Below are 26,421 nucleotides of genomic sequence, written 5' to 3'. Positions count from 1 at the left end.
ATCATTCGATGTCTATTTCCCCTGCATCATACTCAGGTTGATACTTCGTTGTCTCCAACTAAAAGCCGTCCCCACTTACCGTCTCGGCTGACCCCAGCGAGTCCTTGCCGCTTAATGTTCCACAAGGTACTACTTCGCCACAAAAATGCAAAATCCTTCCTGAGGGTCTATTATTTTCTCGAAATAGACTTATCGCCTACCTGGTCTTGCATCCACACTAGCTCTTCTTTAAGAGAATCTTCGCTTCCTCTACTTTCTTGTCCAATTCTCCAGGCCGCCTAAAGGAAGAGCTCTGCAGGGGATACTCCGCTTGGACGGCCGCTATCTTGCGGTCGAGCTGATCAGAAACCTGGACGACTTTTGTCAGGTAGCGGCGGGCTTCGTCCGGTTTTTTCTGATCAAGGTAATACTTGCCCACGGTCAGGTAGGCGTCGGCCAGGTTCAGGTAGTTGGCGGAATCGAGCGGGTTCGTCTTCAGGCACTGCTCGAGGACATGGAGCTGTCCTTTTACATCGCCCAAGAGCGAGTAGGTCTGGAGCAGTTCTTTAAGGTTCTGCAGGTCGTAAGGGCGAAGGCGTTCGGAGTCCTGGGCGTGCTCCCTGGCCGCGGTGACATAGACTCCGGCCTGCGGGTGCTTGTTTTCCGCCAGTACCTTGTACTTAACCGCGCATATCTTAGCCAGGTAGGCATCGAACCTGCCGTCCCAGGGGTTCAGGTTAATGGCACGGTTCATGGCTTCTTCGGCCTGGTCAAACTTGTTATGGTTCGCTGCATCAGCTCCCCGCTCAACCCAGGTGTTGGCCCGGGCAAAAGAAGCCGCGGGTATGAGCAGGATAAGGGCTGTGACGACTGCCACTGCCGGTAACCATCCTGGCTCTTTCCTGGTTATACGTATCCCCGGACAGGACAGGTTGGTGCCTGCTGCCACGAGAGCGAAGAACGTCCACAAGACCATGGCCATGGCTGCCAAGGAAAGGTCGAAGTCGATGGCAGCATGGGCTCCGAAAGCAAGGGCAGCCGAAGCCACCCCCCAGTTCATGGCCCATTCTCCTTGCGGCGGTCGCGAACGGTAGAGCCGCCACAGGTTGTAAGCCAGGAAGGCCCACATGACGAGGAATGCGATGAACCCAGTGGTTCCCGCTTCTACCCACACCTGCAGGAAGTGATTGTGCACTTCGGTAGTCCAGAAGGGGTATCCTTGGTACTGGTGGTAGAGGGCGTTCCATCCTCCGGCTCCGGTACCGACGAGCGGGTAATCTTTCACGATCCTCATGGCGGTATAGTTGAACTCAAGGCGAGATATGTAGCTGGAACCGGTGACATCGCCGAGCTGGGCGAATCGCGATGCCAGACTCGTGGGCAGCACTTCTCGGGATATCCGGGCGTTCCAGCCGCCTTGGACGGCCACAGCAGCGCATATCAGCAAAATCACCAAAGCCACACCTGCAGTCAGAACCCGGCCCTTCTTACGGTAACACCAGACCAAGCCTTCCCAAAGCAGTTGCCCCAGGATGACCACCAAAACGGTGACAAGCAGCCCTTCGAAGGCCAGCCGGTTTTGCCCGGCCGTTACAGCGGGAAGAAACTTTATGCTCCCGAGCGATGCACCCACCCAGGCTAGAAACAGGCTGTAGGCGGTTTTTAGCCGGTACAGCCCCGGCATCCCAGCCAGTAGCAGCAAAGCACCTGCGACCAGCACCAGCCAGCCGCCTTTGGATACCGCTACAATCGCCACCAGCACCATAATTGTGGTGGAAACGGCGTATATGAGTTTTCGGACCGTATTACGCTCCCTTATCCAGAGCACGACACCGATGAGGCTCATTACCGCCATGTATGTAGCAGTCGTGTTCGGGTACTGCAGAGTGGACATTATCCTGCCATCCTCAAAAGCCCCCGGGTAATGGGAATAGCCGGTGGCGGCGGCGATGCCGATGGCGGCGACCCCCAGGGCACTGGCGAAAAGGACCTGGAGGACGGTCTCGTAGCGTCGGTAATCCCGCACGACCTGGGTGACCATCCAGTAGATCATGAAGTAGTCCAGGGCTTTGAGGAAGCCTTTGATGGCGTCACCGATATGTACGGCACCGATGAGGGAAAGAAGATAGGCTCCGGCGTAGGCCAGGACCGCGTAATCGAGCGGGTTCTGGATGAATCTCAGGTCACGCCGCCGGAACTTGTCCACCCATACCAGGCCGTAGATTAGGGCGGTGATGACATGGGTAGGCAGGAGCTCTTTATCGAAGAAGAGCCCGCGAAAGTACGGGGGATAAAATAGAAAAACGCAGACCAGGAAAAACACCAGGGCCGAGAACCAGCCTTGGGGAAGGCTGAGGCGGGGAAACCCCGACCTCTTCGCCATTTTCGGTGTACGGGAACCCTGTCGGACTTCTTTCTTGGTTTTTGTCGCTGAACTAGCAGACATCCTTTTCGGCGCTTCAGCATTCGCCTTTTTGCTTGCCGGTTTCTTCTTAGCCATGCTCCTCTCCCGTATTCGTTGCTTGACGCGAGTTTTATTAGACGCTGATTAACGCAGATTTACAAACTACTTAACTCAACACTTCTTCCCCGAACGTCTCGATGTGAAAGCGGATGGCGGACTTGACGTCTGCCAGCGCTTCTTCGTACGTGTCCCCTTCGCCAACGACTACTCCTTTCAGCCCAACCGGGTATGCCACGTAACCGTCCGGATGCTTCTCCACTATTATCTTGAACTGGCGCATTCTCAGCCCTCCTCTCAAAGGAACTTCAACGCCACTACCACAATATTACAATATATGATTAGCATGTCATAGGATTGAATCCATTACTCATCACCTTGCCCAATCGGCTCGGTTCCCGAGCCTGAGTCAGACGAAGCAGGATACGAGTGGTCGCTCGGGGCTTGGGCCCAAGCGGCCCAGTCCTTATTGGCAGTTTTGGTCGTAGTCGTGGTCTTACTCTCTTCAGGGTAAGGAGAATCCTGGAGCACAGCGACGGTTTTCCCCGCCAAGAGATCATCGAGTATGGTGGCGGCGATTTTCTTATCCGCCATCCAGTAGCTTATGCCGGCATGGGTGTAAAAGTAGCCGGGCAAGGTCTGGGCGTGGAGGTTTTCCGGTCTGAAGTCCTTCGCGATCTCGGCCAAGGCTATCATCTGGCGCAGGGACAGGTTAGTCTGGACGTTTTTGGCGATCTGGGGCACCAGCTTGGGAAGCTTCAGTATGGTCTTGGTCTGGAACATCTCCTGGGCCAGAGCCATCATGAACTTCTGCTGGTGCTCGGTGCGTCCGATGTCCCCGGTCGCATACCCCCGGTAGCGGACGTAAGCCAGGGCCTGGCGCCCGTTTAAGCGCTGTACCCCCGGTTTTAGGTCTATGTCTTCCGACGGCTTGTACATCCGCCGTTCCACGTCGATGGTGACGCCTCCCAGGGTGTCGACGATGTCCTTGAACCCGTTGAAGTTCGTGAGAACGTAATAGTCTATCTTCGTGTCCATGAGATCCCCTACCACTTTACAGGCGAGTTTGGGCCCGCCCACCGCACAGGCGGCGTTGACCTTGGGCACGGGGCTGCCCGGCACCTCGATCCTGGTATCGCGGGGGATGGACACTACCGCCACCCTGCCGTTCTTCGTGTCTATGCGGGCGAGCATGATGGTGTCGGACCTAGTCATGGTCTCGCCCTTGCGGGCATCGATACCGAGGATGAGGATGTCCATCTGGTCTTTGAGCCCGTTACCGCCCACCGCCACCTTCGCCGTCTCCACCAGCTTCGACCAGAGTTCTCCCGAGATCAGAGCCGGTATGCTCCAGCCGATGCCGAAACTGAAGAGGAAGCAGGCGGTAAGCAGTATTCCGATTTTCAATAACGCTGAAGCTTTAGTCATCGCATTTCACCTCTAGAGTAGCCACAGATGAACACTGATTATTACAGATTTAAACAGATATGGATTTTTATTTTACTACATTTTACTGTTAAATAAATCTGTGTTCATCCGTGAATATCCGTGTAAATCTGTGGCTTATGTTTGACCTCGCGGCCGGTGACGATGCCGATGCGGGTGGCCCCGATGACCACGAAGACCAAAAGCAGGGCCAGGATCAGCGTCGCCTGGGGGCTGGTGACGTAAGTCAAGGCTACCGCAGCCCCGCCGAAGATAACGCTGATACCGTAAATTATCAAGACGCTCTGGCGGTGGCTGAACCCCAGTGCCATCAGCCGGTGGTGCAGGTGGTTCTTGTCTGGGGCGAATATCGGCACCTTCTTATTAATACGCCTTATAATGGCAAAAAAGGTATCGAATACCGGGATCCCGAGAACCACGATCGGGACGAACAAAGAGATCACGGCCGCGCTCTTCGCCAGCCCCACTACCGCCAGGCAGGCCAAGACGAAGCCTAAGAAAAGGGCGCCGGCATCACCCATGAAGATGCGGGCAGGGTGAAAGTTGTAAGGTAGAAAGCCGAGGACGGCGCCGACCAGCGCCAGGCAGAGGAGAGCTACGTGAGCTTCTCCCTGCTGTAGGGCGATTATGCCCATGCTGAGGGCAGCAATACCGGAAACCCCGGCCGCCAGCCCGTCCAGCCCGTCCACCAGGTTGACGGCGTTGGTAACCCCGACTATCCACAACAGGGTCAGGGGCATGCTGAGCTTGCCCAGGTAGATGAGCCCGTCAAACGGGTTGGTCATAAAGTGCACGGTGACGCCGCAGTAAACGGCTACCGCCGCTGCCATGATCTGGCCCGCGAGCTTCGCCCAGGGGGACAGGCTGAACACGTCGTCCAGCGCTCCGACGGCAAAGACGATAATTCCTCCTATAATGATACCTAAGTAGGGGCCCTGGGCTTGCACTGCCCATGCCGCAGCGCACACAAATCCTGCGAATATGGCAAGCCCTCCCAGCCGGGGCATGATGTTCGTATGCACCTTGCGGGCATCGGGCTCGTCAACAGCCCCTAGCTTAAAGGCCAGTTTGCGGGCCAGGGGGACCGTGATCCGAGCCACGACCAAGGCTATGATAAAGGCGACAAGGTATGACTGCCAGTGTGCCGACACGTTTTTACCTTCTTTCCAACTCGACTATTCAGTTGCCGGCCATGCCAAGTATTACGGGGCGCAGGCACCGGCGCGGGTCGCTACATGCCTTCCCCCACTACCATGTGTCATTCTACCACCAGGCCCAGTGCCTGTCTACAACATGATTAAGAGCGGGTTTCTTAGTGGGTCTTCGACAAGATACGATGAATTTCCTGCCTGTTTTAGAAAGACGCAGATTTCGTAATTTGGCTCGCATTCGCAAGCTAAGATACCTCATTGCCCCTCTTTAGTTCCTGGACCTCCTCCCTGCTGTCTGATCCAGCCTTTCTCAGCATGACCGCTTACCCCTGGTTGCATTTTCGAGGCATAGATTTATACTTATATGTATGTAATTGCAGCTTGGGGTAGCGGGAGGATTCGAGGATGGGGTTTTCCAAAGGGTTGAAATCGGTTCTGGTTCTTGTGATCGCGGTTGCTCTGGCGGTTTCGGTTTATACCGGTTACCGTTACCGGTTCCTGGCCGAGAGAGATTTTAGGCAGGTGGAATTTGTAGCAGGATACGGAGACATCGTTTCCTTGGCTGGGGCTGAAGGCATGACTGCCCGCGAAGGCATGTCGTTTCTCAAGGAGCGGGGGCTGACCGGGGTGGTCATACAGGAACCGACGGTGGAAGACCTGGTGAAACGGGGGGACGCCGTTGTCTACCAGGGACGCCAGCTTGTGGCTTTGCTGGACGAGGCCGAGCATCCTTCCTGGCTATCCGAACTACAGGCTCGCGGCTACTTGGAACCCTCACGGACGTATCTGGTGGCTACCAATCCCGTAACCGGTGAACAGTTGGCCCGTTTCATCCCCGCCAAGCTCGCTAACAGTTATTGCCTCAGAACCGAAGACGGGTGCGTCATCGGGACCGTAGCGCCATACGAAGTCTTAAAAGACATCGGGGCCGGGTTTTCTCTGGCAACCGCGCGCGAGGTGCGTTCTCGCGGCCTTGACGTTTTTTTGCAGGTCCGTACGTGGCCGGGAGCTAATCGAACCAGCATCGGCAAGGTGTTCGGGCAGTTTGCAGACATGCCCGGCCTTGCCGGCATCATTTTCAACGACACTACTGTACCCGGCTATCCCGGGGCCTTAGATGAAACCGCCCGCCAGATGGCGAAACTCGGGGTACCGGTCGCTGAAATAGAATTCTATCCCCAGGCAGGCCTTCCCAAGCTCGCCCGCCTGCTGGACCAGCATCTGGTCCGGCTGCACACCCTAAACGACAAAGACCAGAAGTCTCTTTCTTCATCCGAAGCGATTGACCGTTACGTCTTGGCTGCGGCCGAAAGGAACCATCGCCTGCTCCTGTTCAAGCCCCTGTCCAATGAAAAGAGCCTGGCGGCTGTCGGCCACATGATTTCTGCCACCAAGCAGAGGCTGCTCGAAGAAGGACTGTCTGCGGGGCCGGCCTCTACCCTGCCGGTTTCGGCGGCACCTCTCGGCCTGGTTTTTGTTGCGGGGCTGGGAGTTATCGCCGGAGGCGTGCTGCTCGTTGCGGCTCTGGGGTGGAGGCGGTGGCTCGTTGGGCTGGCCTTGGCGGCCGCCGCGGTTTGGGTGCTGCTTCTCTACGCAGACCGGACGTTCGCGGTCAAGGTGATGGCCCTGGCCTCGGTCCTGGTTTTCCCCACTCTCGGAGTGCTCACGGGGGTGGACGCCAAACCCCGGACCTTAGGCAAAGCTTTGGCTGTTTTCGTTAAAATGTCAGGTATTTCCTTGCTAGGTGCGGTTTTTCTGGTGGGGATCCTGGCCGACTCTTCCTTTATGCTGAAGCTGAACCAGTTCGCTGGAGTGAAGCTGGCCCATGCCGTGCCCCTGGCGGTGGTGGCCGTTTTCTTCGTTTTGAAGGCGGCCCCGGGTCGGGACTTGAGGGAAAAGATCGAGGGCATGATGATACGGCCCCTGGAGACGGGCATGGCCCTTGCGGGCCTCCTCCTGGCGGCTGCGCTGGCCGTATACCTCATCCGTACCGGCAATGAAGGGCTGCCGGTGAGCGGGCTGGAGCTCAAGTTCCGCACTTTGCTCGACCACATCATGGGAGTCAGGCCCAGGACCAAGGAGTTTGCCCTGGGACACCCGGCCATGCTGCTTTTGCTTTTGTACGGTTACCGCAATAACCGTTTTCTGCCGCTCCTGGTCCTGGCGGCTATCGGCCAGGTATCGATGGTGAACACCTTCGCCCACATCCACACCCCGCTTATGGTTTCACTTTTGCGCACGTTCAACGGGCTGGTCCTGGGCTTGGCGGTGGGGCTGGTGGTGTATGCGGCGGTTAAGATTTTCGCAATGTGGTGGGAAAGACTGGGCGAGGCCGGTGAAGATGAGCCTGAGAAGATACGATTCAGTGAAGAAATGCGTGATTAGCGGCTACTACGGGTTCGGCAACCTGGGGGACGAGGCTATCCTCTTTGCTCTCGTGCGGGCCTTTCGTTCTTCGTTCCCCGGTATCGACATAACCGTGCTTTCGGGGAACTGCGAGCACACAGCCTCTAGCTACGGCGTCAAAGCCGCTGACCGCTGGAACCCGGTGGCGGTCTGGCGAGCCCTGCGCGGTTCCGACGGCCTGATAAGCGGGGGCGGAAGCCTGCTTCAGGATGTGACCGGGCTGGCAAGCCTCTGTTACTACCTGGGGGTGATGTGGCTGGCGATACTAGCGGGAAGACCGTTCTGGATTCACGCTCAGGGTATCGGGCCTGTCCGTTCGAGACTGGGCCGGTTTTTGGTAAGATTGACCTTGAGCTGGGCCCGGGGCATATCGGTGCGGGACCCGGAGTCGAAGGATGAGTTGGTGGCGATGGGGCTCGCCCCGGAGCTTATCGAAGTGACGGTAGACCCGGTACTGACTCTGGACCGAGAGGTGGCCGATCTGCAAATGGGACGGCGAATACTGGAGCACTGGGGCGTGAAAGGGTTCGGCGAAGAGAAGATTGTGGGTATCTCGGTCCGCGAGTGGCGGGGGCTGACCGCCTATAGGCTGGCGATAGCCGAAGCAGCAGGCCGACTGGTGGAATCGGGCTGTTCGGTAGTATTTCTGCCTTTCCAGTACGAGTCGGATGTGGCAGTCTGCCGGGATATCATAAGAATGATGAACCGTCCCTCATCTCTAGTGGACGAGCCGCTGTCCGTCGTAGAGATGGCTTCGGTCATCGCCTGTTTGGACCTGGTAATCGGAATGCGGCTGCACGCGTTGATACTCGGGCACGCGATGGGCGTGCCGGTGGTCGGCATTTCGTATGACCCGAAGATCGACCGCTTCCTGGCTTCTGTCGGGAAGGAACCAGCGATGTCGGTCGAGCAGCCGGACGGGGAGGTACTTATAGAATCAGTATTGAGCCACAGATAAACACAGATTTGCACTGATTGACACAGATATTGTAAGACGCAGACTCCCTAAACTACTTAAAACCAGTACTCCTAGGCTTTGCAATATCCGTCTAATGTCGGCGGTAAATCCTATTTATATTTTCTGTAGAATGCAATTATTTTTTGTAACCAGTACAAATCTGCGTTAATCAGCGTCTACTAAAAATCTGTGATAATCAGCCCGGCACTCAGCTCGAGTCTTGCTCAGCGACTAGCGTTTTCGGGACCAACAGGCATGTTGCAATGTCGTCCAGCTGAGTGCCGGGTCTGTGTCCATCTGTGGCTACTAAAGAAGGGTGTTTGGGTTGTTGCTGGATGTTATGCGGGATCGCTGGAATCGAATACGGGAGGCTGTGCAGCCTAAGGATTTACGGCGGGTATTCGCCGTTTTTCTTGGGCTGATGCTACTGGCACAGGTGTCGTTGCCTTCTCTGGTGAACAGGTATTATGAGAGCCAGAGCCGGACGTATGTTTATGGCCAGCGGCTGCCCCGTAATTTTGAACAGATCCATAAAGACTTTCCGCTGGTTCTCTGCTATATAGAAAAGCACCTCTCCGACTACGACATTAACGTGTTATTCCTCGGGGACTCGGTAGCCTACGGGGCAGGAGTGGGTGAAAACGAAACCATCCCGGCTTACCTGGAAGAAGAGCTTAAAGGGATGCTTCCGGGGAAAAAGGTGCGGGTGTGGAACCTGGCGGTTCCTGGGAGCGAGCCGGGGGATCTTTACTGCGTCCTGCGGCGGGTTAGCTACTTGCACCCGGATGCGGTGGTGGCCGATTTCAACCTGCTGTTCTACGGTAAGGCCAGCATCAAGGACCCGGTCGCTTTCAACTGGTTGTATCTCGATCCCGGCCTGCCAGCCGATGCCGTACAGAAGGTCAATACTGTTTACCCGCGGCCGTTTCCCGACCGGGTGGCAGAGTTCTTCGACCGGTATTTCCCCCTCTACCATTACCGGGAATTGATCAACTCCGTCCTTTTCGGCGGCCACCCCCGGGACAAAGTCGAAGCAGAGCTGAAGGCTCTGTGGCAGAAGCTCTCGGGCGGCGGCGTAGCCGCATCTGCTGCGAGCCCTGGGCCGGCAGCCGCAGCTGACAGAGCGAAACAGAGGGAGAAGGTGGCGTTCATGTACGATTCTTCTCCCTTAAACACCAGGAGCAACCAGGCTTACCTGTTCACTGAAGCCGCGCTGGAATTTCTGAAACAGCAAGATTATCCATCCCTGGTCTTTCTGACCGACCAGAACCGGGATATCCTCGGCCCGCTGGTGACTAATCCCGGTTTTGTAGGCAATGCCCGCCTGGTGGAATCACTGCTGAGACGCCATCAGGTTCCCTACTTGAGCTTTTTCGGACGGATGCCGGGCGAAAGCTTCGTCGACCACGTTCACCTGAACCCGGACGGGAACCGGAAAGTAGCGAGGGAACTGGCCCGTGAGCTGGCCCCGCGCCTGAGGGGGGTGAGCCCGTGATCTTTACCACCGGGGTCTTTGCCCTGTTTTTCGCACTGGTCTTGCCGTTATACTGGGTCCTTCCGCCCCGGGCCCGAAAGTACCTGCTGATCGTGGCCGGCATGGTGTTTTACGCGTACTACTATGTGCCTTACCTGGTCGTGGTCCTGGTAATGACGATCTTAACCTATATCGCCGCCTTGGCTATACTTAAGGCTAGGGACGGAGCTGGAAGTAGCAAGGGCCGCGCGCGGGTATGGCTGTTCGTGGGAGTTGCGGCCTCGGTCCTGGTCCTGGGATACTTTAAATACTGGAAGATGCTGGTCTCTACCTGGAACGAGCTGGCGTCTCGGATCCACATGGGGCACCCGGCCCCGGTTCCCGATATCCTGGTGCCGATGGCTATTTCGTTTTTCACGTTTGAGTTCATCCACTTTGTATCAGACGTTTACCTGGGCAAGATCGACCGGGAAGCGGTCAAGGTGCCGGATTTTGCCCTGTTCATATTCTTTTTTCCTACCCTGGTCAGCGGCCCCATAAAGCGCTACCAAGGGTTCCAGAAGCAGTCCCAGTCTATGCCCGAGTTTGCGCTGGACAACCTGTTGGGCGGCGGTAAACGGGTCATTCTGGGACTGGCGCAGAAGTTCATTCTGGCCGACACCATAGGCCGGTTTGCCGCTCCCCTGGCCGCTCCTGAAGCGTGGAGCGCGCAAATGCTGGCTTTCGCCGCTTACGCTTATGCATTCAAGATCTACTTTGATTTTGCCGGGTATTCGGATATGGCCATTGGTTTAGCCCAGATGCTGGGATTTAAAGTGCCGGAGAACTTCGATCGGCCGTATTTTCAGCCCAACATCGCCCAGTTCTGGCGGCACTGGCACATGAGCCTGTCGAGCTGGATCCGGGACTATCTTTATATTCCCCTGGGCGGGAGCCGCCTGGGATTTGCTCGCACGCTGGCCAACCTAATCGCGGCCTTTGCCATATGCGGGCTCTAGCACGGGGCTGCTTGGAACTTCGTGGCCTGGGGCTTGTGGCACGGTTTCGGTATGGTCGGGCATAGAATTTGGCACCGGTACGTCGGGCAGAGGCTGGCGAGATTCGGTACCCCGGTACATTTCCTTAATGTTTTCTTAACGTTTAATTTCGTGGTGGCAGGGTGGGTGCTCTTCGCTTCGCCTTCGCTGTCGGCGGCTGCTCTTACGTATGCTAGGCTGGCTGGGGCGTGCCTGCGGCTTATCGGGCTGTGACCGGGGTTGGCGCAGGTTAACGCAGACGGGGGTGTAAGAAGTGAGTGGGTTGTGGCGTAGTTTATCTGGGGCATTTGTGGACGTGAGTTGGGGGGTCCTGCTGTTCGTCCTGGTGGTTTTGTGCATACTGTTTGCCACCGGGGTGGAGGCCAGGTTTATCTATACCGACTTCTAGCCACAGACCCGGCACTCAGCTCAAGTCCTGATTAGCGACTAGCGTTTTCGGGACCAACTGGCATGTTGCAAGTTCGGCCAGCTGAGTGCCGGGCTGATTAGCACAGATTAACACAGATTCCTTAGACGCTGATTAACGCAGATTTGTGCTGATTACAAAAAATAGGTGTGTTATATGTATAGTGTTTCCTCCCTCGCCTGCTCTTTGGGTGTACACTTAGCGTACGCGCGTACGCGCCAGGTGGACAAATACTTGTTATTATTTATAAATAAAATCTGTGTAAATTTGAACACATCTGTGTGTATCTGTGGCCACATAATACTGGGAGGGGTAAGGGTATGAAGGTTCGTAGCAAGAGTTGGTGGCTAGGGTTAGCAGGTTTAATACTACTGGCGACGGCGGTTTTTTGGCTAGGTACCGCCAAGTGCCAAGGTCCGGCCGAGCAAGAAGTAGAAAAACCCGCGGTAAGAATCGGCATCGACCGTGACGCCTACGATGTTATAGTAATCGGGGGCGAGCCCGAAGGGGTGGCAGCGGCGGTGGCGTCGGCCAGGAACGGGGCCAAGACCCTGCTCATCGAGCACCGCGACGGGCTCGGGGGGCTCATGACCTACGGGATGCTGACCCACCTGGATACGGCCCGGGACCACCTCGGTTTTCCAGCCAATCAGGGGATATTCGCAGAATGGCACGATATGGTAGGGGGCAAGCCTTGTTTCGATGTTCCAACCGCCAAGAAGGCTTTCTTGCAGCTGGTGCAGAAGGAAAAGAACTTGACCCTGCTCTTGCGCACGCGGCTGAAAAAGATTGAGCTGAACCAAGTTGGAAATAGAATCGAAGCAGTGACGGTAGAAGGCCCGTTTGGGGAGAAACAGTACACGGCCCACCGCTTCATCGACTGCACCCAGGATGCCGACGTGGCAGCTATGGCCGGGGTCCCGTATTTCGTTGGCAAGGGGGATATCGGACTGCCGGGCGAGAACATGTGCGTCACTCTGATGATGTTTTTGAAGAACGTGAACTGGTGGGATGTGTGCAAGACCGCGATTTCCAGGAAATTTGGGCCTGCCAGTTTTTACAGCAACGCGGCGTGGGGCTTTTGGAAGGTAAGCCAAGAGTACAAGCCTCACTCGAGCCGGTGCCGTTTGCGGGGTCTGAACCTGGCTCGCCAGGGCGACGGCACGGTTTCGATCAACGCCCTGCAGATATTCGGGGTAGACCCGCTCGACGAGGCATCTAAGGCCGAGGCCATTGCCATCGGCAGAGAAGAAACCAAACACGTCCTCGAGTTCCTGCGGGAGAACTTCCCCGGCTTTGAAAAGGCCGAAATCGCCTACTACCCGCCCGAGTTGTACGTCCGGGAGTCGAGACACGTGCGGTGCGAGTACCAGCTGCCCATAAGCGACGTCTGGGAGAACCGGGACCACTGGGACTCTATCGGGTTCGGCGCCTACCCGGTCGACCTGCAGGCCACTAGTCCCCAAGGCTACAACTACGTTTTAGTGACCCCCAAACAGTACGCCATACCCTTCCGGTCCCTGGTACCTTTGAAAGTGGACAATCTCTTGGTAGCCAGCCGCTGTTCGGGCTATTCGTCCCTGGCAGCGGGCAGCGCCAGGACCCTGCCTACGGGGATGACGGCCGGACAGGCTGCCGGAACCGCGGCCGCTATCTCGGTGAAAAGAGGACAGGACTTCCGGGCCATGTGCCGGGATCGGGAAGCGGTAAGGCTTTTGCAGGACACCCTGCGTGAGCAGGGGGCGAGGTTATACCATTTTCAGCTTTCCTATCCGTACCAGGGCGAGTGGTTCTACCCGTACCTCAAGGTATTGTACTCCAAAGGCCTGGTTTTTGCCGGCTATGAAAACAACATCCACCCGGAGAAGCAGGTGAATGCCGATTCCTTCGTTTATTTGTTGAAGGGCGGGGTTAAACGCACTGACCCCGAGCGTCACCAACAGTTCAAATGGCCTTCATACATGCCGCCGGTTCCTATAACCCGCGACCAGGCCGCTTACCTGGTTCTGCACCTGTGGCCGAACTCGACGGTGGAAAAACCTCAGGCCTGGGAGGAGGCTCATAAGGCCGGCCTGATTCCGGAAGAGCTCTACGGGCGGGTGCCGAAAAACCGGGCTCTAAACCGGGCGGAGGTCTACGCGCTAGTCGGTAATTTCTTGGAAAGATTAGGAGCCACAGATACACACTGATTTTCACTGATTTACACAGATAGTGGTAAACGCAGATTAACGCAGAGCCACAGACCCGGCACTCAACTCAAAATTAATGCAAGAGATATGACACTGAACCCTCGCAGGCCAACACAACGACTTTCGGTCCGTTGAGTGCCGGGCAGATTTTCACTGATGTGCATAGATATTGAATGTTGCCAGAGACGCACGGCAAACAGCCGAGCACAAGGGGACGGTTCCTCTGTGTCTGGTCTGCAGACCAGACACAGAGGAACCGTCCCCTTGTGCTCCCCCTGTGGCCTGTACATCTGTGGCTCCGTCCCTAAGGCTGCAAGGGGCGGAGGGTCGGAAAGAGGATGACGTCGCGTATGGACGGGGAATCGGTCAAAAGCATAACCAGCCGGTCGATGCCGATGCCGAGCCCGCCGGCCGGAGGCATCCCGTACTCGAGCGCGTTTATGTAGTCCTCGTCCATCATGTGGGCTTCGGTATCTCCTTTTTCCCTCTTGGCCACTTGTTTTTCAAACCGGGAGCGCTGGTCGATGGGGTCGTTCAGCTCCGAGAAGGCATTTGCGATCTCCCGGTTCATTATAAAGACCTCGAACCGGTCGGTGAACTCGGGATTCTCGCGGTTACGCTTGGCCAAGGGCGATACGTCCACCGGGTGCCCGTAAACGAAGACCGGCTGCACCAGGTGGGGCTCGACAAACTCTTCGAACACCAGGTTAATTACCTCGCCGCGGGTGGCCTCGGCTTCTACCTCCAGCCCCAGGCTCCGCGCCGCTTCCTGGGCCTCTTCATCGCTCTTGAGATCGGTAAAGTCAACCCCGGCATACTTCTTAACCGCCTCCAGCATGGGCAGGCGCTGCCAGGGAGGGGTGAAATCCAGCCGGCTCTCCTGGTACTCGACTACCATGGTCCCGAAGACGCTCTTTACCACCGAGGAGATTAAATCTTCGGTAAGCCGCATCATGTCTTGGAAATCGGCATAGGCTTGGTACAGTTCGAGCATGGTGAACTCGGGGTTGTGCTTGGTGGAAATGCCTTCGTTGCGGAAGTTGCGGTTGATCTCGTACACCTTCTCGAACCCGCCGACCAAAAGCCGCTTCAGATACAGCTCGGGAGCGATGCGCAGGTACAGGTCTATCCCCAGGGCGTTGTGGTGGGTGATAAACGGGCGAGCAGCCGCTCCTCCCGGGATAGGCTGCATCATCGGAGTCTCAACCTCGAGAAACCCGCGCTCGTCCAGGTAGCGCCGCATCTCTCTGATGATCTGGCTGCGCTTGACAAAGACCTCCCGGACCGAGGGGTTAACGATGAGATCGACGTAACGCTGCCGGTACCGCAGTTCCACGTCCTTGAGCCCGTGCCATTTTTCGGGCAGGGGATTCAGAGCCTTGGCCAAATAAACCAGGTCATAAACGTGCACCGTTATCTCCTGGGTCTTGGTCAAAAACACTGTCCCTTCAACCCCGATGATATCCCCGATATCCATAGACTTGAACAATTCGTACTTTTCTGCTCCAAGGTCGTTCAAACGGAAGTACAGCTGGATCTGACCGGACTGGTCCTGCAGGTTGGCAAAACCGGCCTTGCCGTGAGTGCGGCGCGCCATGATACGGCCTGCGATGCGCACCGCCTGTCCTTCGTTGGCGGGATAATTGTTCTTGATCTCGGCTGCAGTTGCATTTCGCTCGAACCTGCCCCCGTAAGGCTCGATGCCTTTACCCCGCAGCTCTTGGAGTTTGTCCAATCGTACCTGCTTCAACTGGTGGGTGTCTTCTGACAAGCTCTTCACCTCGCCCATCCGGTTACTTTTCGATGCTGACAATGCGGTAGGTCTTGGTACCGGCCGGGACTGCGACCTCTACTTCAGAATTGATGGGCTTGCCTATTATCGCCCTGCCTACCGGAGACTCGTCTGAGATCTTGGACTGCTTGGGATCCGATTCGGCTGAGGCCACTACGGTGAAAGTTATTTCCTTGCCCGTAGCTATATCGAGAAGGCGCACGCGGGATCCCAGCGAAACCACGTCGGTGTGAATGTCGTCGTCCTCGATGAGACGAGCGTTGCGCAGGGTCTTCTCGAGACAGAGGATGCGCCCCTCCACAAAAGCCTGCTCGTTCTTCGCGTCCTCGTACTCGGAGTTCTCCGTGATATCGCCGAACTCTATGGCCTGTTTGATCCTGGATGCCACTTCCTTACGCCGGACCGATTTCAGGTGCTCCAATTCATCCTCCAGTTTCTTTAACCCTTCTTTGGTAAGAATGATCTCTTTTTCCGACATGATATCGCTCCCTATACGCTCAATAAAAATGGGTCTTCTTGCGATTTTGACAATAAAAAAACGAAGCTCCCTGTGCTTCCAAAGCCACGGTAGGGTCTTAAATTGTCGTTCCCGTTCCTTGAGTGGTATTATATAGAGCTCGAAAATCCTTGTCAAGGAAGAATCCCCACAAATTTAGCTCTTGTCCCTCCTGCCTAATCCGGCTGATGTACCCGGCGGTTTCGTGAATGCGCGCAAAACACTCCTGTCCAGCCGAACGCGAACAGGTATCAGGGCTCGTGGACGCAGGCCGCACAGGTAGCAACGGCTCGTGGGGCAATACATCGGTTTGATCCGGGTTCAAGGTCCGCCCCCAGAACCAGGCCTCCAACAACGGGGCCAAGGTCTTAAGAGAAGGATCGACTCCCTGCGCCCCCAACCAGGATTCTAGCCGAGGAGCATGTGAACGGCTGTCATCGGTCAGGTCTATTATGAAAACGTTTCTTGCCTTGCCGGCGCCTGCTGCGAACGGGAGATAAACGGGGTCAAACAAGAGCACCATATCCTCTGGTCCCCAGTTCGAGGGGTTGAAGTAGCTGACGCTCAAGGCCATGCCTTGCTCGTACAGGATGCGGTAGGCAATGGTTTCAAAGCGAGAGGGGTAAAAGCTCTGGATCGCTACCGGTGCCCCGATTCTTCCGATAAGGCTGATAAGACCAAAAAGCCCCGGGAAATCCCCCACCAGCCACAGTTTTTCCCTACCGTACCGATTCAATCCTTCCTCTACCACTATCAGGGCCAAAGCCAGAACAAAAAGGTCTCCCCGCGATACGGGGATTGGAAACAGTTCTGGGTTTTGGCTGGGCAACGGACGTAGCCCTCGGTTTACCGCTAAAACCGCCCCCCCAATTTTCTTAGCCGTCTTTTGGGTTGCCGTCCAGAGTTTGAGGCGGGTTTCAGGCTTAAGGACTTTCCAGTCACCGGGCCCAATGGGAAGCAGTAGTTGATGGGTGTGGAGTCCGAGCTCGGGCAGGCTAACGCCTTGCTTAGCCCGAGGGCGGAGTACCAGCGGAGCGAGCCGGTCACGGAGCAACTCCCGGGCCAACAAGCCCCGCCTGTTTTCAGGTAGGATATCGAGAAAAGCAAACCCCAAGCACTCACACGCCCTTAGCTGATGGATTACAGACGCTGATTAACGGTGATGTTTACGTTAGACGGGTAACCGTCGGCTTGATGTCGAGCTCATCGAGCAACCTCAGGTAGTCCTCAGGTCGAATGGTGTCAAGCGGTTTTCCGAGGATGGCAACCAGAAGCGCTTCCAGGACGTTAGTACCGAAGGACCGTCCCTGCATCTCCGGGGTAGTGGTGACCAGAATACTGACGCCCCGCTCGCGTAGAAGTTCCACGTCTTCCTGGGTTGTGGTGTTGGTTATGATAATCTTACCTTCCAGCCGAGGCGGGAGGTAGCGCTTGATGTAGTTAAAGTCCCCGGCAATGATATCTGCTTCATAATAATATTTAGAGTGTTTGGGGATTATGACTTCCTGCTCTTTTCCGGTCGGGTACAACATTTTGAAGGGCAGGTTCACGATGATAGGGGCAAACATTTTCCCCACCCGGCGCAGGGCGTCGAGCGAGCGCAGAGGTATAGGTATGCCGACGGTGTAGATGAGGTCACCGAAGACCACGTCGCACCCAGCCTCCACCAGGGCTTCGGCCATGCCGAAACGGTCGACCCCGCATACCATCAACACTTTCTTGCCTTTGAGCTGCAACCAGTCGCTAGCGGCCAACTGCTGAATGCAACGGCGCTCGAGGGTGTTTTTCAGCCCGCTGCCGTCTACCATGGGCGTGATGCGCGCGGCGGCGATGAGTTTCTTGGCATCGCGGATGACGTAACGCTTGCCGGCGACGTATATGTAGAGGTCGATGCCGCCCATGCCGAACGCCGCTACTTTACCATCCAGTTCCTTGATGAGGGCGATGGCCCGGTCCATATCTCCGTCGGTGCCGATGCGTTCGATGCTGAACTTTTCCCCGAGAAATTCGGTCTCCACCTTGTGGTTCCGCTTGGATGAACCAAGACTCACACTCACTATTCGTCTCACGCTTTAACCTCCCTCATTTAAGCCCGGGACCAGGGGGACGGTTCCTGTGGTTTATTTTCAAATAAACCACAGGAACCGTCCCCCTGGTTTACCTTTCAGCGGCGGGCGGATTTAACAGCTTGGAGAACTTTCTTGACCTCGGCCGGGTCTACCCATTTGTCTTCAGTTAGTGGCGATTCTCCGATTTCAATGCCGATGACCTCGTTGTCAAGGATGCCCTTGATGAGCTTGAGCCGAACGTCTGAACCTATACCGACTACCACATCGTATTTACGGAACTCGCTGATGAGATTCATCAGCTCGTTTAGAAGTTCGGCCCCGGTCTTCGTCTGCACGTAGTTTATCCGTTCTTCCTCGGTCATTAACAGGAAGCGGTCGACTCCTTCCTTACGCAGTATTTCCTCAATCTCGGCTTTGTTTAAGATCGGAAACCCGACAACAGCTATGGACGCGCCTTTTCTAATCTCTCCTATGCCTTCTAACCGTGAAATGAAGGTCCGGTCAACCCCTAGGCGGTCCGCTACCTCTTGTTGGGAAAAACCACGGGCCCGCATTTCCAGTATCCTGGAGACGACACTGTCAATCTTCTGCCGGCTGATGATCTTGTCTTGAACCCGATAAAAGTTAACCACTCCTTATCCCGCCCCTGCTCAGTGAAGTATTCCTCTCTCGGCCCGCCTCTATGTGTACAATTTTGTTCACATAGCTTGGGATAATTTTAGCACCGTTACCGGTGCTGGACAAGTATAGCCACCAAACCACCAAACCAGGGGGACGGTTCCTGCGGTTTATTTGGAAAATAAACCGCAGGAACCGTCCCCCTGGTTTATAATGCGGCTCAGACTTTCCAGTATGGCTTCTATCTCGGAGAGGGTTCGGGCCTGGTTCATGCGAGCACGAACGGCAGTGGCGTGGGGTAATCCCTTTATGTACCAGCCCAGGTGCTTGCGCATCTCTAAGACTGCTTTAGTCTCCCCTTTGAACCGGCAGGCCAGGACCAAATGCTGCCTGGCCACGTTGATCCTTTCTTCTGCCGTCGGCTCCGGCGGTATTTCGCCTGTTTCCAGGTATTGGCGAGTGCGCCGGAAAATAAAAGGGTTCCCCAGGCATCCCCGCCCGATCATTACCGCGTCGCACCCGGTCTCTTCCAGCATCTGCCGGGCCTTCTGGGGCGAAGTCACGTCTCCGTTTCCTATGACCGGTATCTTCACCACCTGTTTTACCGCCCGGATAAGACTCCAGTCGGCCTTTCCGGAAAAGAGCTGTTCCCTGGTGCGGGGGTGAACCGTGACCACCTGGGCTCCCGCTGCTTCCGCCAGGACTGCGATCTGACAGCAGTTGATACTGTTCTCGTCCCAACCCGACCGCATCTTGACGGTAACCGGCACCGATACGGCCTTCACTACGGCTTCCACTATACGGACGGCCCGGTTCGGATCCCGCATCAAGGCCGCTCCTTCCCCGTTTTTCACTATCTTGGGAGTAGGACAGCCCATGTTGATGTCTATGATGTGGGCTCCACGGTCAGCCGCTATGCGGGCAGCTTGGGCTATGATGCGGGGCTCGGATCCAAAGAGCTGTACAGCAACGGGGGGTTCTTCGCCGCTCAAATCGAGCATAAACATGGTTTTTTCCTGTCCGTATACCAAGGCTTGGGCACTGATCATCTCGGTGGCGACCAGTCCCGCCCCGTGATTCTTCAGGATGATGCGGAAGGCTTTATCTGTAAACCCGGCCATGGGTGCGGCCAGGAGGCGGTTTTCAATGCTGACGCTACCGATTTCAAACAAGGTTGTCGCCTGCTTTAACGGTTTTTCTCGTATATGAGGATGAGTCCCTCCAAGGTCAGAACCGGGTCCACTATGTCAATGCAATCCGCCTCCCGGCTTATAACCTCGGCCAATCCCCCGGTTGCTACCACCAGGGCATCCTGGCCTATCTCCTCTTTCATCCGCTTGACGATCCCTTCCACCTGACCGACAAAACCAAAAATGATGCCCGACTGCATGCTCATGACCGTGTTCTTGCCGATGACGCTCTTGGGCCGTACCAGCTCAACCCTCGGCAGCTTAGCGGTACGGGTGAACAAGGCCTCGGTCGATATGCCGACCCCAGGGGCAATGGCCCCTCCCAGATACTCCCCCTGGGCGGTTACCACGCAGAAGGTGGTGGCAGTTCCGAAGTCGACGATTATCAGAGGCCGGCTTCCCCCGTACTTCTCGTAGGCAGCCACGGCGTTAACTACTCGGTCAGCTCCCACCTCGCGGGGGTTGTCGTAGCGGATGGAAAGGCCGGTTTTTATCCCGGGCTCGACGACCAGCGGAGAAATGCCGAAGTACTTGCCGATCATCCACTCCAGCTCCTGCATCAACGGCGGGACAACCGAGGAAACCACTACTCCTTGGACATTGCCCATTTCCAGCCCGGCAAAATCAAAAAGCTCTTTGACCAGCATGCCATACTCGTCCGCCGTTTTCTGCCGGTCGGTCCGAATCCGCCACTGGGTGAGGAGTTTCCTGTCCTGGAAGACGCCGATGACTATGTTGGAATTGCCGACATCAAACCCGAGTATCATGAGGTAGTCCCCCTTCGATAATATCAAGACGCTGATTAACGCAGACTTTTTAAATAACTTAATGATTGTCGTGAAAAAGCGCAGTAGCTGTATTATAAGAAATTGAACCCCAGCTGCAGGAGTTGCCGTCATGGATGATTACTTTACTGTCTTGCATGTTGAAAATCAAAGACCAAAACGGCGGTTACCACTGAGATCAATCACCGCAAATGGTTATTATTATTTATTAAGAAAAAATCTGCGTTAATCTGCGTCTATCATCTATAGTCTATAATTCCACGCCTGCAGCCGGAATGCCTTGAACAGTTTCGGCAAACACAACGGCGCGGATTATGGCCTGCATGAGAACCTCCTGAGCCAGAATCCCGACCAGGTTCACGTCTGCCTCCACTTGCCCCGTAGCAAGGGCAAAAACCGTGTCCCCGTCGTACATGGTGTGGCAGGGTACGATAACCCGGGCCATGCCGTCATGGGCCATCTGGGCCACCTTGGTAGCCTGGCTCTTGTTCAAGCGGGCGTTGGTAGCGACTACGGCAATGGTGGTGTTCGCGGCAAAAGCCTGGTTGAGGGCTTGCCCTTCTCCCTTCCAAATGTCCAGCGTACAGAGAAAGCCTTCCCCCTTCGGATCTCTCACTCCGGCTATCACCTGACCGGTTTTAGGATCCACGATATCTCCGTAAGCGTTGACCACCGCCAGTGCCCCGACGATAAGGCCGTCTTCCAAACGCACAGCGCTGCTCCCTTGGCCGCTCTTGGTACAGTATTCGTGGCCCAAGGCTTTCCCTACGGTAGCTCCGGTGCCGGCGCCGACGTTCCCCTCTCTCACTATTTTACCCGCGTTCCGGCAGGCCTGGTAGCCCATGGCTTTGTCCGGCCGCCGCCGGTAATCCCCCACGTTCAGGTCGAAAATGACGGCTCCGGGGACTATAGGAACCACCGTCTTGCCGGTAGGATGCCCGATGCCCCGTTCTTCTAAGTATTCCATAATTCCCGCGGCGGCATCAAGGCCAAAAGCACTGCCCCCGGCCAATAGAACCGCATGTACTTTCTCTACCAGGTTCAAGGGTGATAAAAGGTCGGTCTCCCTAGTACCCGGAGCCGATCCCCGCACGTCCACCCCGCACACAGCTCCTTGCTCAGCCAGCACCACCGTACAACCCGTTAAGGCTTCCAGGTCCTCGGCAGTTCCCACTTTGAGCCCTTCGATATCGGTTATCTTGGCCTCCACGTTTTCACCTCGCTCTGAGCCACAAATGCACAGCCACAGATTAACACAGATTTCCACTGATTAGCACTGATGTTTATTAGACGCTGATTAACGCAGACCTCCTTACTAATGGAATGTATCACCCCTGGAGAAGGAAAATAAGAAGGCCGTGTGACGAGTGCCTGCCAGGTGGTCAGCAAGCTGTTCATTAACATCCTGGCATTGCATCCGCTTACGATCCCAGCTTACGAAATCAATCCGCTCAAATCATTGAATATCCGCGTCCGTCTGCGTCTAATTAAAATCTGTGTAAATCTGTGTCACTCAGTGTCCATCTGTGGTTCCAGAATTGTAACCCTCTTGCTCACCTCGTCGATTATGACCGAAGCGATGCCCGCCTTGATAAGGTCAAGCCCTATGAATGGCCAAAATCCTATCTTCAACACCCGATAAACATCGACCGCTTGTCCCAGGTAGAACTTTAGTATCAGGTATAAATAGGGCAGGCCCACCGCGTAGATCGCCAGTATGCCTGCAACCGAAGCCAACAAGTATGCCGCACGCCTGCGTCCGAGCTTCTCGATGATCCACGCCACCAAGTAAGCCGCTACCCCGAACCCCAGAATGAATCCGAAGCTGGGTTTAAGAACATATACCGGCCCGCCGTAAGGAGGTGAAGCGAAAACCGGCAAGCCGACCAGCCCGAGCAGAGTATACACCATCATACTGGCCGCCGCCACCCGTTTCGGCAAAAGCCCTCCTGCCAGGAGAACAACCACCGGTAGCAGGCTGAAAGGCACCAATACCGGCTGTACTAAGCGGAACACAACTGCTACCGCCGCTGCGAAAGCGGCAAACATTCCTGCCATCACTATTTCTTTAGTGCTAAACCGCATACCCGACACCTCCGACGCAATTGTTAACCTAATTTAATCATGCAGGTTAACAATTGTCAATCGGGGTTATACCAGGTCAAGGCTAATATCCAGCGAAGGGGCCGAATGAGTTAGGGCCCCGACAGATATAAAGTTGACTCCGGTGAGGGCTACGGCCCTTATGTTATTTTCATTAATCCCACCTGAGGCCTCGAGCAAAACTCTATTACTGGCCCGTTCCACTGCCTGCCTCATTGTTTCGATATCCATGTTGTCCAGCATGACGATATCGGCTCCGGCCTCGAGGGCTTCTTCCAACATCTCCAGGTTCTGCACCTCCACTTCGACACGAACCGTATGGGGTATCTTGTCCCGCACTGCTTTCACCGCCGCCGTGATGCTACCGGCAGCTACTATGTGATTGTCTTTTATGATAACCCCATCGAAAAGTCCGAACCGGTGGTTTTTCCCCCCACCCACTCTAACCGCGTACTTCTCGAGAACCCGCAACCCTGGAGTGGTCTTGCGGGTATCGACCAGATCAGCTTTCGTCCCCTGTATCAGTTCACACAGACTCCGGGTGTAAGTAGCAATCCCAGACATGCGTTGAAGGAAATTGAGAGCTACCCTTTCTCCCTGCAAAATCGCCCTGGTACACCCTTCCAAGCGAGCCACAACCTCTCTCGGCTCTACCCTCTCCCCATCTTCAACGGCCTTTTGGAAATCAATTGCGGGGTCCAGCAAATGAAAAGTGCGCCGGGCCACTTCTAGCCCGGCGATTATGCCCTCTTGTTTGGCGATGATAACCGCCCGGCTCCGGTGCTCCCGAGAGATAATCGAATCCGTGGTCAAGTCCCGGTACCCTATGTCCTCCTCAAGCGCCCTTCTTATGACATCATTAAGGTAAAGACTATCCAGCACTTTATTCACCTCACCATTCCATAGACGCAGATTAACGCAGACAACCACAGATGCACACAGATTTTTACAGATGTTCACAGATGAAATGTTAGGAACCGATGTGGTCCTTAGACCGGCGGTTTGCCCGCACCAAGCACCAAACCATGGTTTTGAAATTACAGATAACCATAAAATGACAGTCAAAGACCCAGGCCCATGCTCAACGTTCCATGTATAAATCACTTATCAACATTCATCTGCGTCACTCTGCGTCTGCCCAAAAATCCGTGCCAATCTGTGTAAATCAGTGGTCGCAAACAATCAGTGTTAATCAGCCCGGCACTCAGCTGGCCGAACTTGCAACATGCCAGTTGGTCCCGAAAACGCTAGTCGCTAATAAAGACTTGAGCTGAGTGCCGGGTCTGTGGCTAATAAGCCAGAAAAGATATGTGCTTCAGCCATATGAGGTCTTCAGGTACGGGATAATCGCTGCGGAAATGGGCGCCCCGGCTTTCTCTCCGCCATAAAGCCGCCTGTGTAATCACCCGAGCCGTGATCAGCATGTTGACCACCTGGTAATAAAGGAGCTCGTCCTCGCCCATGGTAAGGCGCGCATACAGATCCTCGATTATGCTGCCCGCTTTTTTGAGACTGCTCTCGTCCCTCACTATACCGACATATTCCCACATGGTTTCTTTTATGGCCTGCAAAGCCTGGCCGGGCGTTACGCAATCAGATCCGTTATAAGGTACCAGCACCCAGTCTTGATCAAAAGCCTGCAAAACTTCTTCAAAACTGACCTTGTTTTTCCAAAGTATCTCCTCCGCATTGTTCACTATGCGCTGCCCGAAGACAATGCCTTCTAACAGGGAATTGCTAGCTAGTCGGTTGGCTCCGTGCACCCCGGTGCACGCCGCTTCCCCGCAGCTGTATAGTCCAAAAATCCCCGTTCCCCCGTTCAGGTCGGTGCGGATGCCTCCCATCATGTAGTGGGCAGCCGGGGACACGGGTATGACCTCCCGAGTCGGGTTGAACCCCCGCGCCAAACAGTTCTTGTATATGTTCGGGAACCTTTCGGTAAGGTTGGAAATGGAACGCATGTCCAGGTACACGTGGTCAATTCCGTTCTTTATCATTTCGCTCCAGATGGCTCGAGCTACCACATCCCGGGGAGCAAGTTCTGCCATCGGGTGGTACGCTGGCATGAATCGCTCTCCCCGCTCGTTCAGGAGTATTCCCCCTTCACCCCTTACGGCTTCCGAGATCAGGAAACGGCGGGGTTCGGCTGTAGCTAAAACCGTGGGGTGAAACTGAACGAACTCCATGTCGGTCAGCTCGCATCCGGCCCGAAAACCCGCCCCTAACCCGTCCGCAGTGGCTATGTCCGGATTGGTGGTGTATTTGTATAATTGGCCCGCTCCGCCAGTGCAGATTATCACCGCCCGGGCCAAGAACACTACCTTTTGTCTCTGTTTGGCATCGTAAACCAGTGCTCCTTCACAGCGCTTCCCCGCTGTAAGGATGTCGATGAGGCAGTGGTCTTCCAGGATAGGGATCGACTTCTCCCGGCACTTCTGCACTAAAGCCCGGCGTATGGCTTCCCCCGTAGCATCTGCCGCATGGAGGATCCGGGCCTTGCTGTGAGCAGCTTCTCTGGTCAAGCGAACGGTGCCGTTGACCGTATCGAATCGAGCCCCAATCGTCATCAGCTCCCGCACGCGATCCGGCCCTTCGGTCACCAGAACATTCACCGCCGCTGGATCACACAGTCCTGCACCTGCTTCCAAGGTATCCTCCAGGTGCAAAAAGGGGGAATCCTCTTCGTGCACGGCCGCTGCGATTCCCCCCTGAGCTAATCCGGTATTTGAGTCTTCTACTTTCTTTTTGGTCAAAACCGTAACTTGCCCTAGGTTACAGGCCTTGAGGGCAGTAAACAGCCCGGCAATACCGCTGCCGATAATCAGAAAATCCGTGGTGTATACCGGCGTGTCCTCACCTATTCCTGCAATATACCTGGTCGTAATCATCAAGAAACAACTCTTTCTCCACTTGATTGAAGCTGGCTTGTCAGCGCAGGTTTATCATCCGTTCCAGTGCCTGATAGGCCCGACCGCGAACATCTTCCGGCACCTCGATCTTGGGCTCCAAAGTTTCCAATGATCGGACAACCTTTTCCACGGTGGTGAGCTTCATGTCCGGGCACAGGAACTCGTCCCGCACCAGATAGAAACTGCGATCCGGATAGCGCTTGCGCAACTGATACAGAAGCCCTTCTTCCGTCCCGATGATAAATTCCCGGTCAGGAAGACGACCGACCGTTTCCAAGATGCCGCCTGTCGATAAGGCATAATCGGAAGCGGCTACTACCTCGGGCTGGCATTCCGGGTGTACCATTACCACCGCCCCCGGATGCTGTCGCTTGGCTTCCATTAACTCATCCAGTGAAACCCGGTGGTGAACAGGGCAATATCCTTCCCACAAAATCATCTCCCGGCCCGTTTGCCGGGCCACGAAGTGCCCCAGGTTCTTATCGGGTACAAACAAAACAGGAACACCAGGAGGCAATGAGTTCACAACCTTCACCGCGTTGGAAGAGGTGCAACAGATGTCGCTTTCCGCCTTAACCTCCGCCGAGGAGTTGACGTAACATACTACCTGCACCCCGGGAAGCTCCTGTTTTTTCCGGCGCAGTTCCTTCGCAGTGACCATATCGGCCATGGGGCAACCGGCTCCCGGTTCTGGCAGCAAGACCGTCCTCTTCGGGTTCAGTATCTTCGCGCTTTCCGCCATGAACCTTACCCCACAGAAAACGATAACGTCGGCTGTAGTCTTAGCGGCCTGCACAGCCAGCTGCAGGGAATCGCCGACGTAATCGGCCATCTCTTGTATCTCCGGTCTCTGATAAAAGTGGGCCAGGATGATCGCGTTTAGTTCCTGCTTTCTTCGGTTGATGTATCTGATCTGCTCTGCCACGCTCCCGTCGAGGCTCTCCATGTTTCA

Annotated in this window: 23 protein-coding genes; 7 read left to right on the top strand and 16 right to left on the bottom strand. The window is 55.6% G+C overall.

Features of this window, described 5'->3' with window-relative positions; genetic code table 11:
- Positions 1 to 217 precede the first annotated feature (217 nt).
- From HPY90_RS06895 to HPY90_RS06880, 4 genes are all read right to left on the bottom strand, one after another.
- Positions 218 to 2,479, bottom strand: coding sequence for an O-antigen ligase family protein (locus tag HPY90_RS06895; RefSeq protein WP_287192798.1), 2,262 nt, complete (start codon positions 2,477 to 2,479; stop codon positions 218 to 220).
- A 70-nt stretch (positions 2,480 to 2,549) separates the two neighbouring features.
- Positions 2,550 to 2,723 (bottom strand): type II toxin-antitoxin system HicB family antitoxin, encoded by a 174-nt coding sequence (locus tag HPY90_RS06890; RefSeq protein ID WP_287192795.1) that lies wholly within the window; start codon positions 2,721 to 2,723, stop codon positions 2,550 to 2,552.
- Positions 2,724 to 2,806: 83 nt separating this feature from the next.
- Positions 2,807 to 3,868, bottom strand: coding sequence for an LCP family protein (locus HPY90_RS06885; RefSeq protein ID WP_287192792.1), 1,062 nt, complete (start codon positions 3,866 to 3,868; stop codon positions 2,807 to 2,809).
- A gap of 104 nt (positions 3,869 to 3,972) precedes the next feature.
- Positions 3,973 to 5,037, bottom strand: a complete 1,065-nt coding sequence (locus HPY90_RS06880) for a glycosyltransferase family 4 protein (protein ID WP_287192789.1) — start codon at positions 5,035 to 5,037, stop codon at positions 3,973 to 3,975.
- Between the two features lie 405 nt (positions 5,038 to 5,442).
- Between HPY90_RS06880 and HPY90_RS06875 the strand changes: the two genes are divergently transcribed.
- From HPY90_RS06875 to HPY90_RS06845, 7 genes are all read left to right on the top strand, one after another.
- On the top strand, positions 5,443 to 7,422 hold the full coding sequence (locus HPY90_RS06875) for a DUF5693 family protein (protein ID WP_287192786.1): 1,980 nt from the start codon (positions 5,443 to 5,445) through the stop codon (positions 7,420 to 7,422).
- Positions 7,379 to 8,401, top strand: a complete 1,023-nt coding sequence (csaB, locus tag HPY90_RS06870) for a polysaccharide pyruvyl transferase CsaB (protein ID WP_287192783.1) — start codon at positions 7,379 to 7,381, stop codon at positions 8,399 to 8,401. Before HPY90_RS06875 ends, csaB begins: the two co-directional genes overlap by 44 nt.
- Before the next feature lie 325 nt (positions 8,402 to 8,726).
- The gene (locus tag HPY90_RS06865) at positions 8,727 to 9,896 is read left to right on the top strand and encodes an SGNH/GDSL hydrolase family protein (RefSeq protein WP_287192780.1); all 1,170 of its coding nucleotides are present in this window, start codon (positions 8,727 to 8,729) and stop codon (positions 9,894 to 9,896) included.
- Positions 9,893 to 10,873, top strand: a complete 981-nt coding sequence (locus HPY90_RS06860) for an MBOAT family O-acyltransferase (protein ID WP_287192777.1) — start codon at positions 9,893 to 9,895, stop codon at positions 10,871 to 10,873. Before HPY90_RS06865 ends, HPY90_RS06860 begins: the two co-directional genes overlap by 4 nt.
- A gap of 21 nt (positions 10,874 to 10,894) precedes the next feature.
- Positions 10,895 to 11,125, top strand: coding sequence for a hypothetical protein (locus HPY90_RS06855; RefSeq protein WP_287192773.1), 231 nt, complete (start codon positions 10,895 to 10,897; stop codon positions 11,123 to 11,125).
- A 40-nt stretch (positions 11,126 to 11,165) separates the two neighbouring features.
- Positions 11,166 to 11,300 carry a hypothetical protein gene (locus tag HPY90_RS06850; RefSeq protein WP_287192770.1) on the top strand — a complete coding sequence of 45 codons (135 nt, stop codon included), beginning with the start codon at positions 11,166 to 11,168 and terminating at the stop codon, positions 11,298 to 11,300.
- 338 nt (positions 11,301 to 11,638) lie between these two features.
- On the top strand, positions 11,639 to 13,507 hold the full coding sequence (locus HPY90_RS06845) for an FAD-dependent oxidoreductase (protein WP_287192767.1): 1,869 nt from the start codon (positions 11,639 to 11,641) through the stop codon (positions 13,505 to 13,507).
- Between the two features lie 304 nt (positions 13,508 to 13,811).
- On the opposite strand, the gene lysS is transcribed toward HPY90_RS06845, so the two are convergent.
- The 12 genes from lysS to nadA form a co-directional block, all read right to left on the bottom strand.
- A complete protein-coding gene (gene lysS / locus HPY90_RS06840; protein WP_287192763.1) occupies positions 13,812 to 15,296 on the bottom strand; it encodes a lysine--tRNA ligase in 1,485 nt (494 codons plus the stop codon).
- A gap of 4 nt (positions 15,297 to 15,300) precedes the next feature.
- Complete coding sequence (gene greA, locus HPY90_RS06835; RefSeq protein WP_013174353.1) at positions 15,301 to 15,777, bottom strand: transcription elongation factor GreA; 477 nt, start codon at positions 15,775 to 15,777, stop codon at positions 15,301 to 15,303.
- Between the two features lie 97 nt (positions 15,778 to 15,874).
- Positions 15,875 to 16,909: a hypothetical protein gene (locus tag HPY90_RS06830; RefSeq protein WP_287192760.1), complete on the bottom strand. Its 1,035-nt coding sequence runs from the start codon at positions 16,907 to 16,909 to the stop codon at positions 15,875 to 15,877.
- A gap of 52 nt (positions 16,910 to 16,961) precedes the next feature.
- On the bottom strand, positions 16,962 to 17,864 hold the full coding sequence (locus tag HPY90_RS06825) for a DUF8754 domain-containing protein (RefSeq protein WP_013174351.1): 903 nt from the start codon (positions 17,862 to 17,864) through the stop codon (positions 16,962 to 16,964).
- Positions 17,865 to 17,959: 95 nt separating this feature from the next.
- Complete coding sequence (locus HPY90_RS06820; protein ID WP_013174350.1) at positions 17,960 to 18,496, bottom strand: helix-turn-helix domain-containing protein; 537 nt, start codon at positions 18,494 to 18,496, stop codon at positions 17,960 to 17,962.
- Positions 18,497 to 18,652: 156 nt separating this feature from the next.
- Complete coding sequence (dusB, locus tag HPY90_RS06815; RefSeq protein WP_287192750.1) at positions 18,653 to 19,654, bottom strand: tRNA dihydrouridine synthase DusB; 1,002 nt, start codon at positions 19,652 to 19,654, stop codon at positions 18,653 to 18,655.
- Positions 19,655 to 19,668: 14 nt separating this feature from the next.
- The gene (locus HPY90_RS06810; RefSeq protein ID WP_287192748.1) at positions 19,669 to 20,439 is read right to left on the bottom strand and encodes a type III pantothenate kinase; all 771 of its coding nucleotides are present in this window, start codon (positions 20,437 to 20,439) and stop codon (positions 19,669 to 19,671) included.
- Between the two features lie 268 nt (positions 20,440 to 20,707).
- On the bottom strand, positions 20,708 to 21,667 hold the full coding sequence (locus HPY90_RS06805; RefSeq protein WP_287192744.1) for a P1 family peptidase: 960 nt from the start codon (positions 21,665 to 21,667) through the stop codon (positions 20,708 to 20,710).
- Positions 21,668 to 21,966: 299 nt separating this feature from the next.
- Positions 21,967 to 22,542, bottom strand: coding sequence for a biotin transporter BioY (locus HPY90_RS06800; RefSeq protein ID WP_013174346.1), 576 nt, complete (start codon positions 22,540 to 22,542; stop codon positions 21,967 to 21,969).
- Positions 22,543 to 22,608: 66 nt separating this feature from the next.
- Positions 22,609 to 23,439 (bottom strand): carboxylating nicotinate-nucleotide diphosphorylase, encoded by an 831-nt coding sequence (gene nadC / locus HPY90_RS06795; RefSeq protein WP_242649127.1) that lies wholly within the window; start codon positions 23,437 to 23,439, stop codon positions 22,609 to 22,611.
- Positions 23,440 to 23,849: 410 nt separating this feature from the next.
- On the bottom strand, positions 23,850 to 25,448 hold the full coding sequence (gene nadB / locus HPY90_RS06790; protein WP_287192740.1) for an L-aspartate oxidase: 1,599 nt from the start codon (positions 25,446 to 25,448) through the stop codon (positions 23,850 to 23,852).
- Between the two features lie 40 nt (positions 25,449 to 25,488).
- Positions 25,489 to 26,415 (bottom strand): quinolinate synthase NadA, encoded by a 927-nt coding sequence (gene nadA, locus HPY90_RS06785; protein ID WP_013174343.1) that lies wholly within the window; start codon positions 26,413 to 26,415, stop codon positions 25,489 to 25,491.
- Positions 26,416 to 26,421 lie beyond the last annotated feature (6 nt).

This window comes from Syntrophothermus sp., from assembly GCF_013314835.1.
Taxonomy (GTDB): domain Bacteria; phylum Bacillota; class Syntrophomonadia; order Syntrophomonadales; family Syntrophothermaceae; genus Syntrophothermus; species Syntrophothermus lipocalidus.
This window is presented reverse-complemented; position numbering and strand designations above follow the sequence as displayed.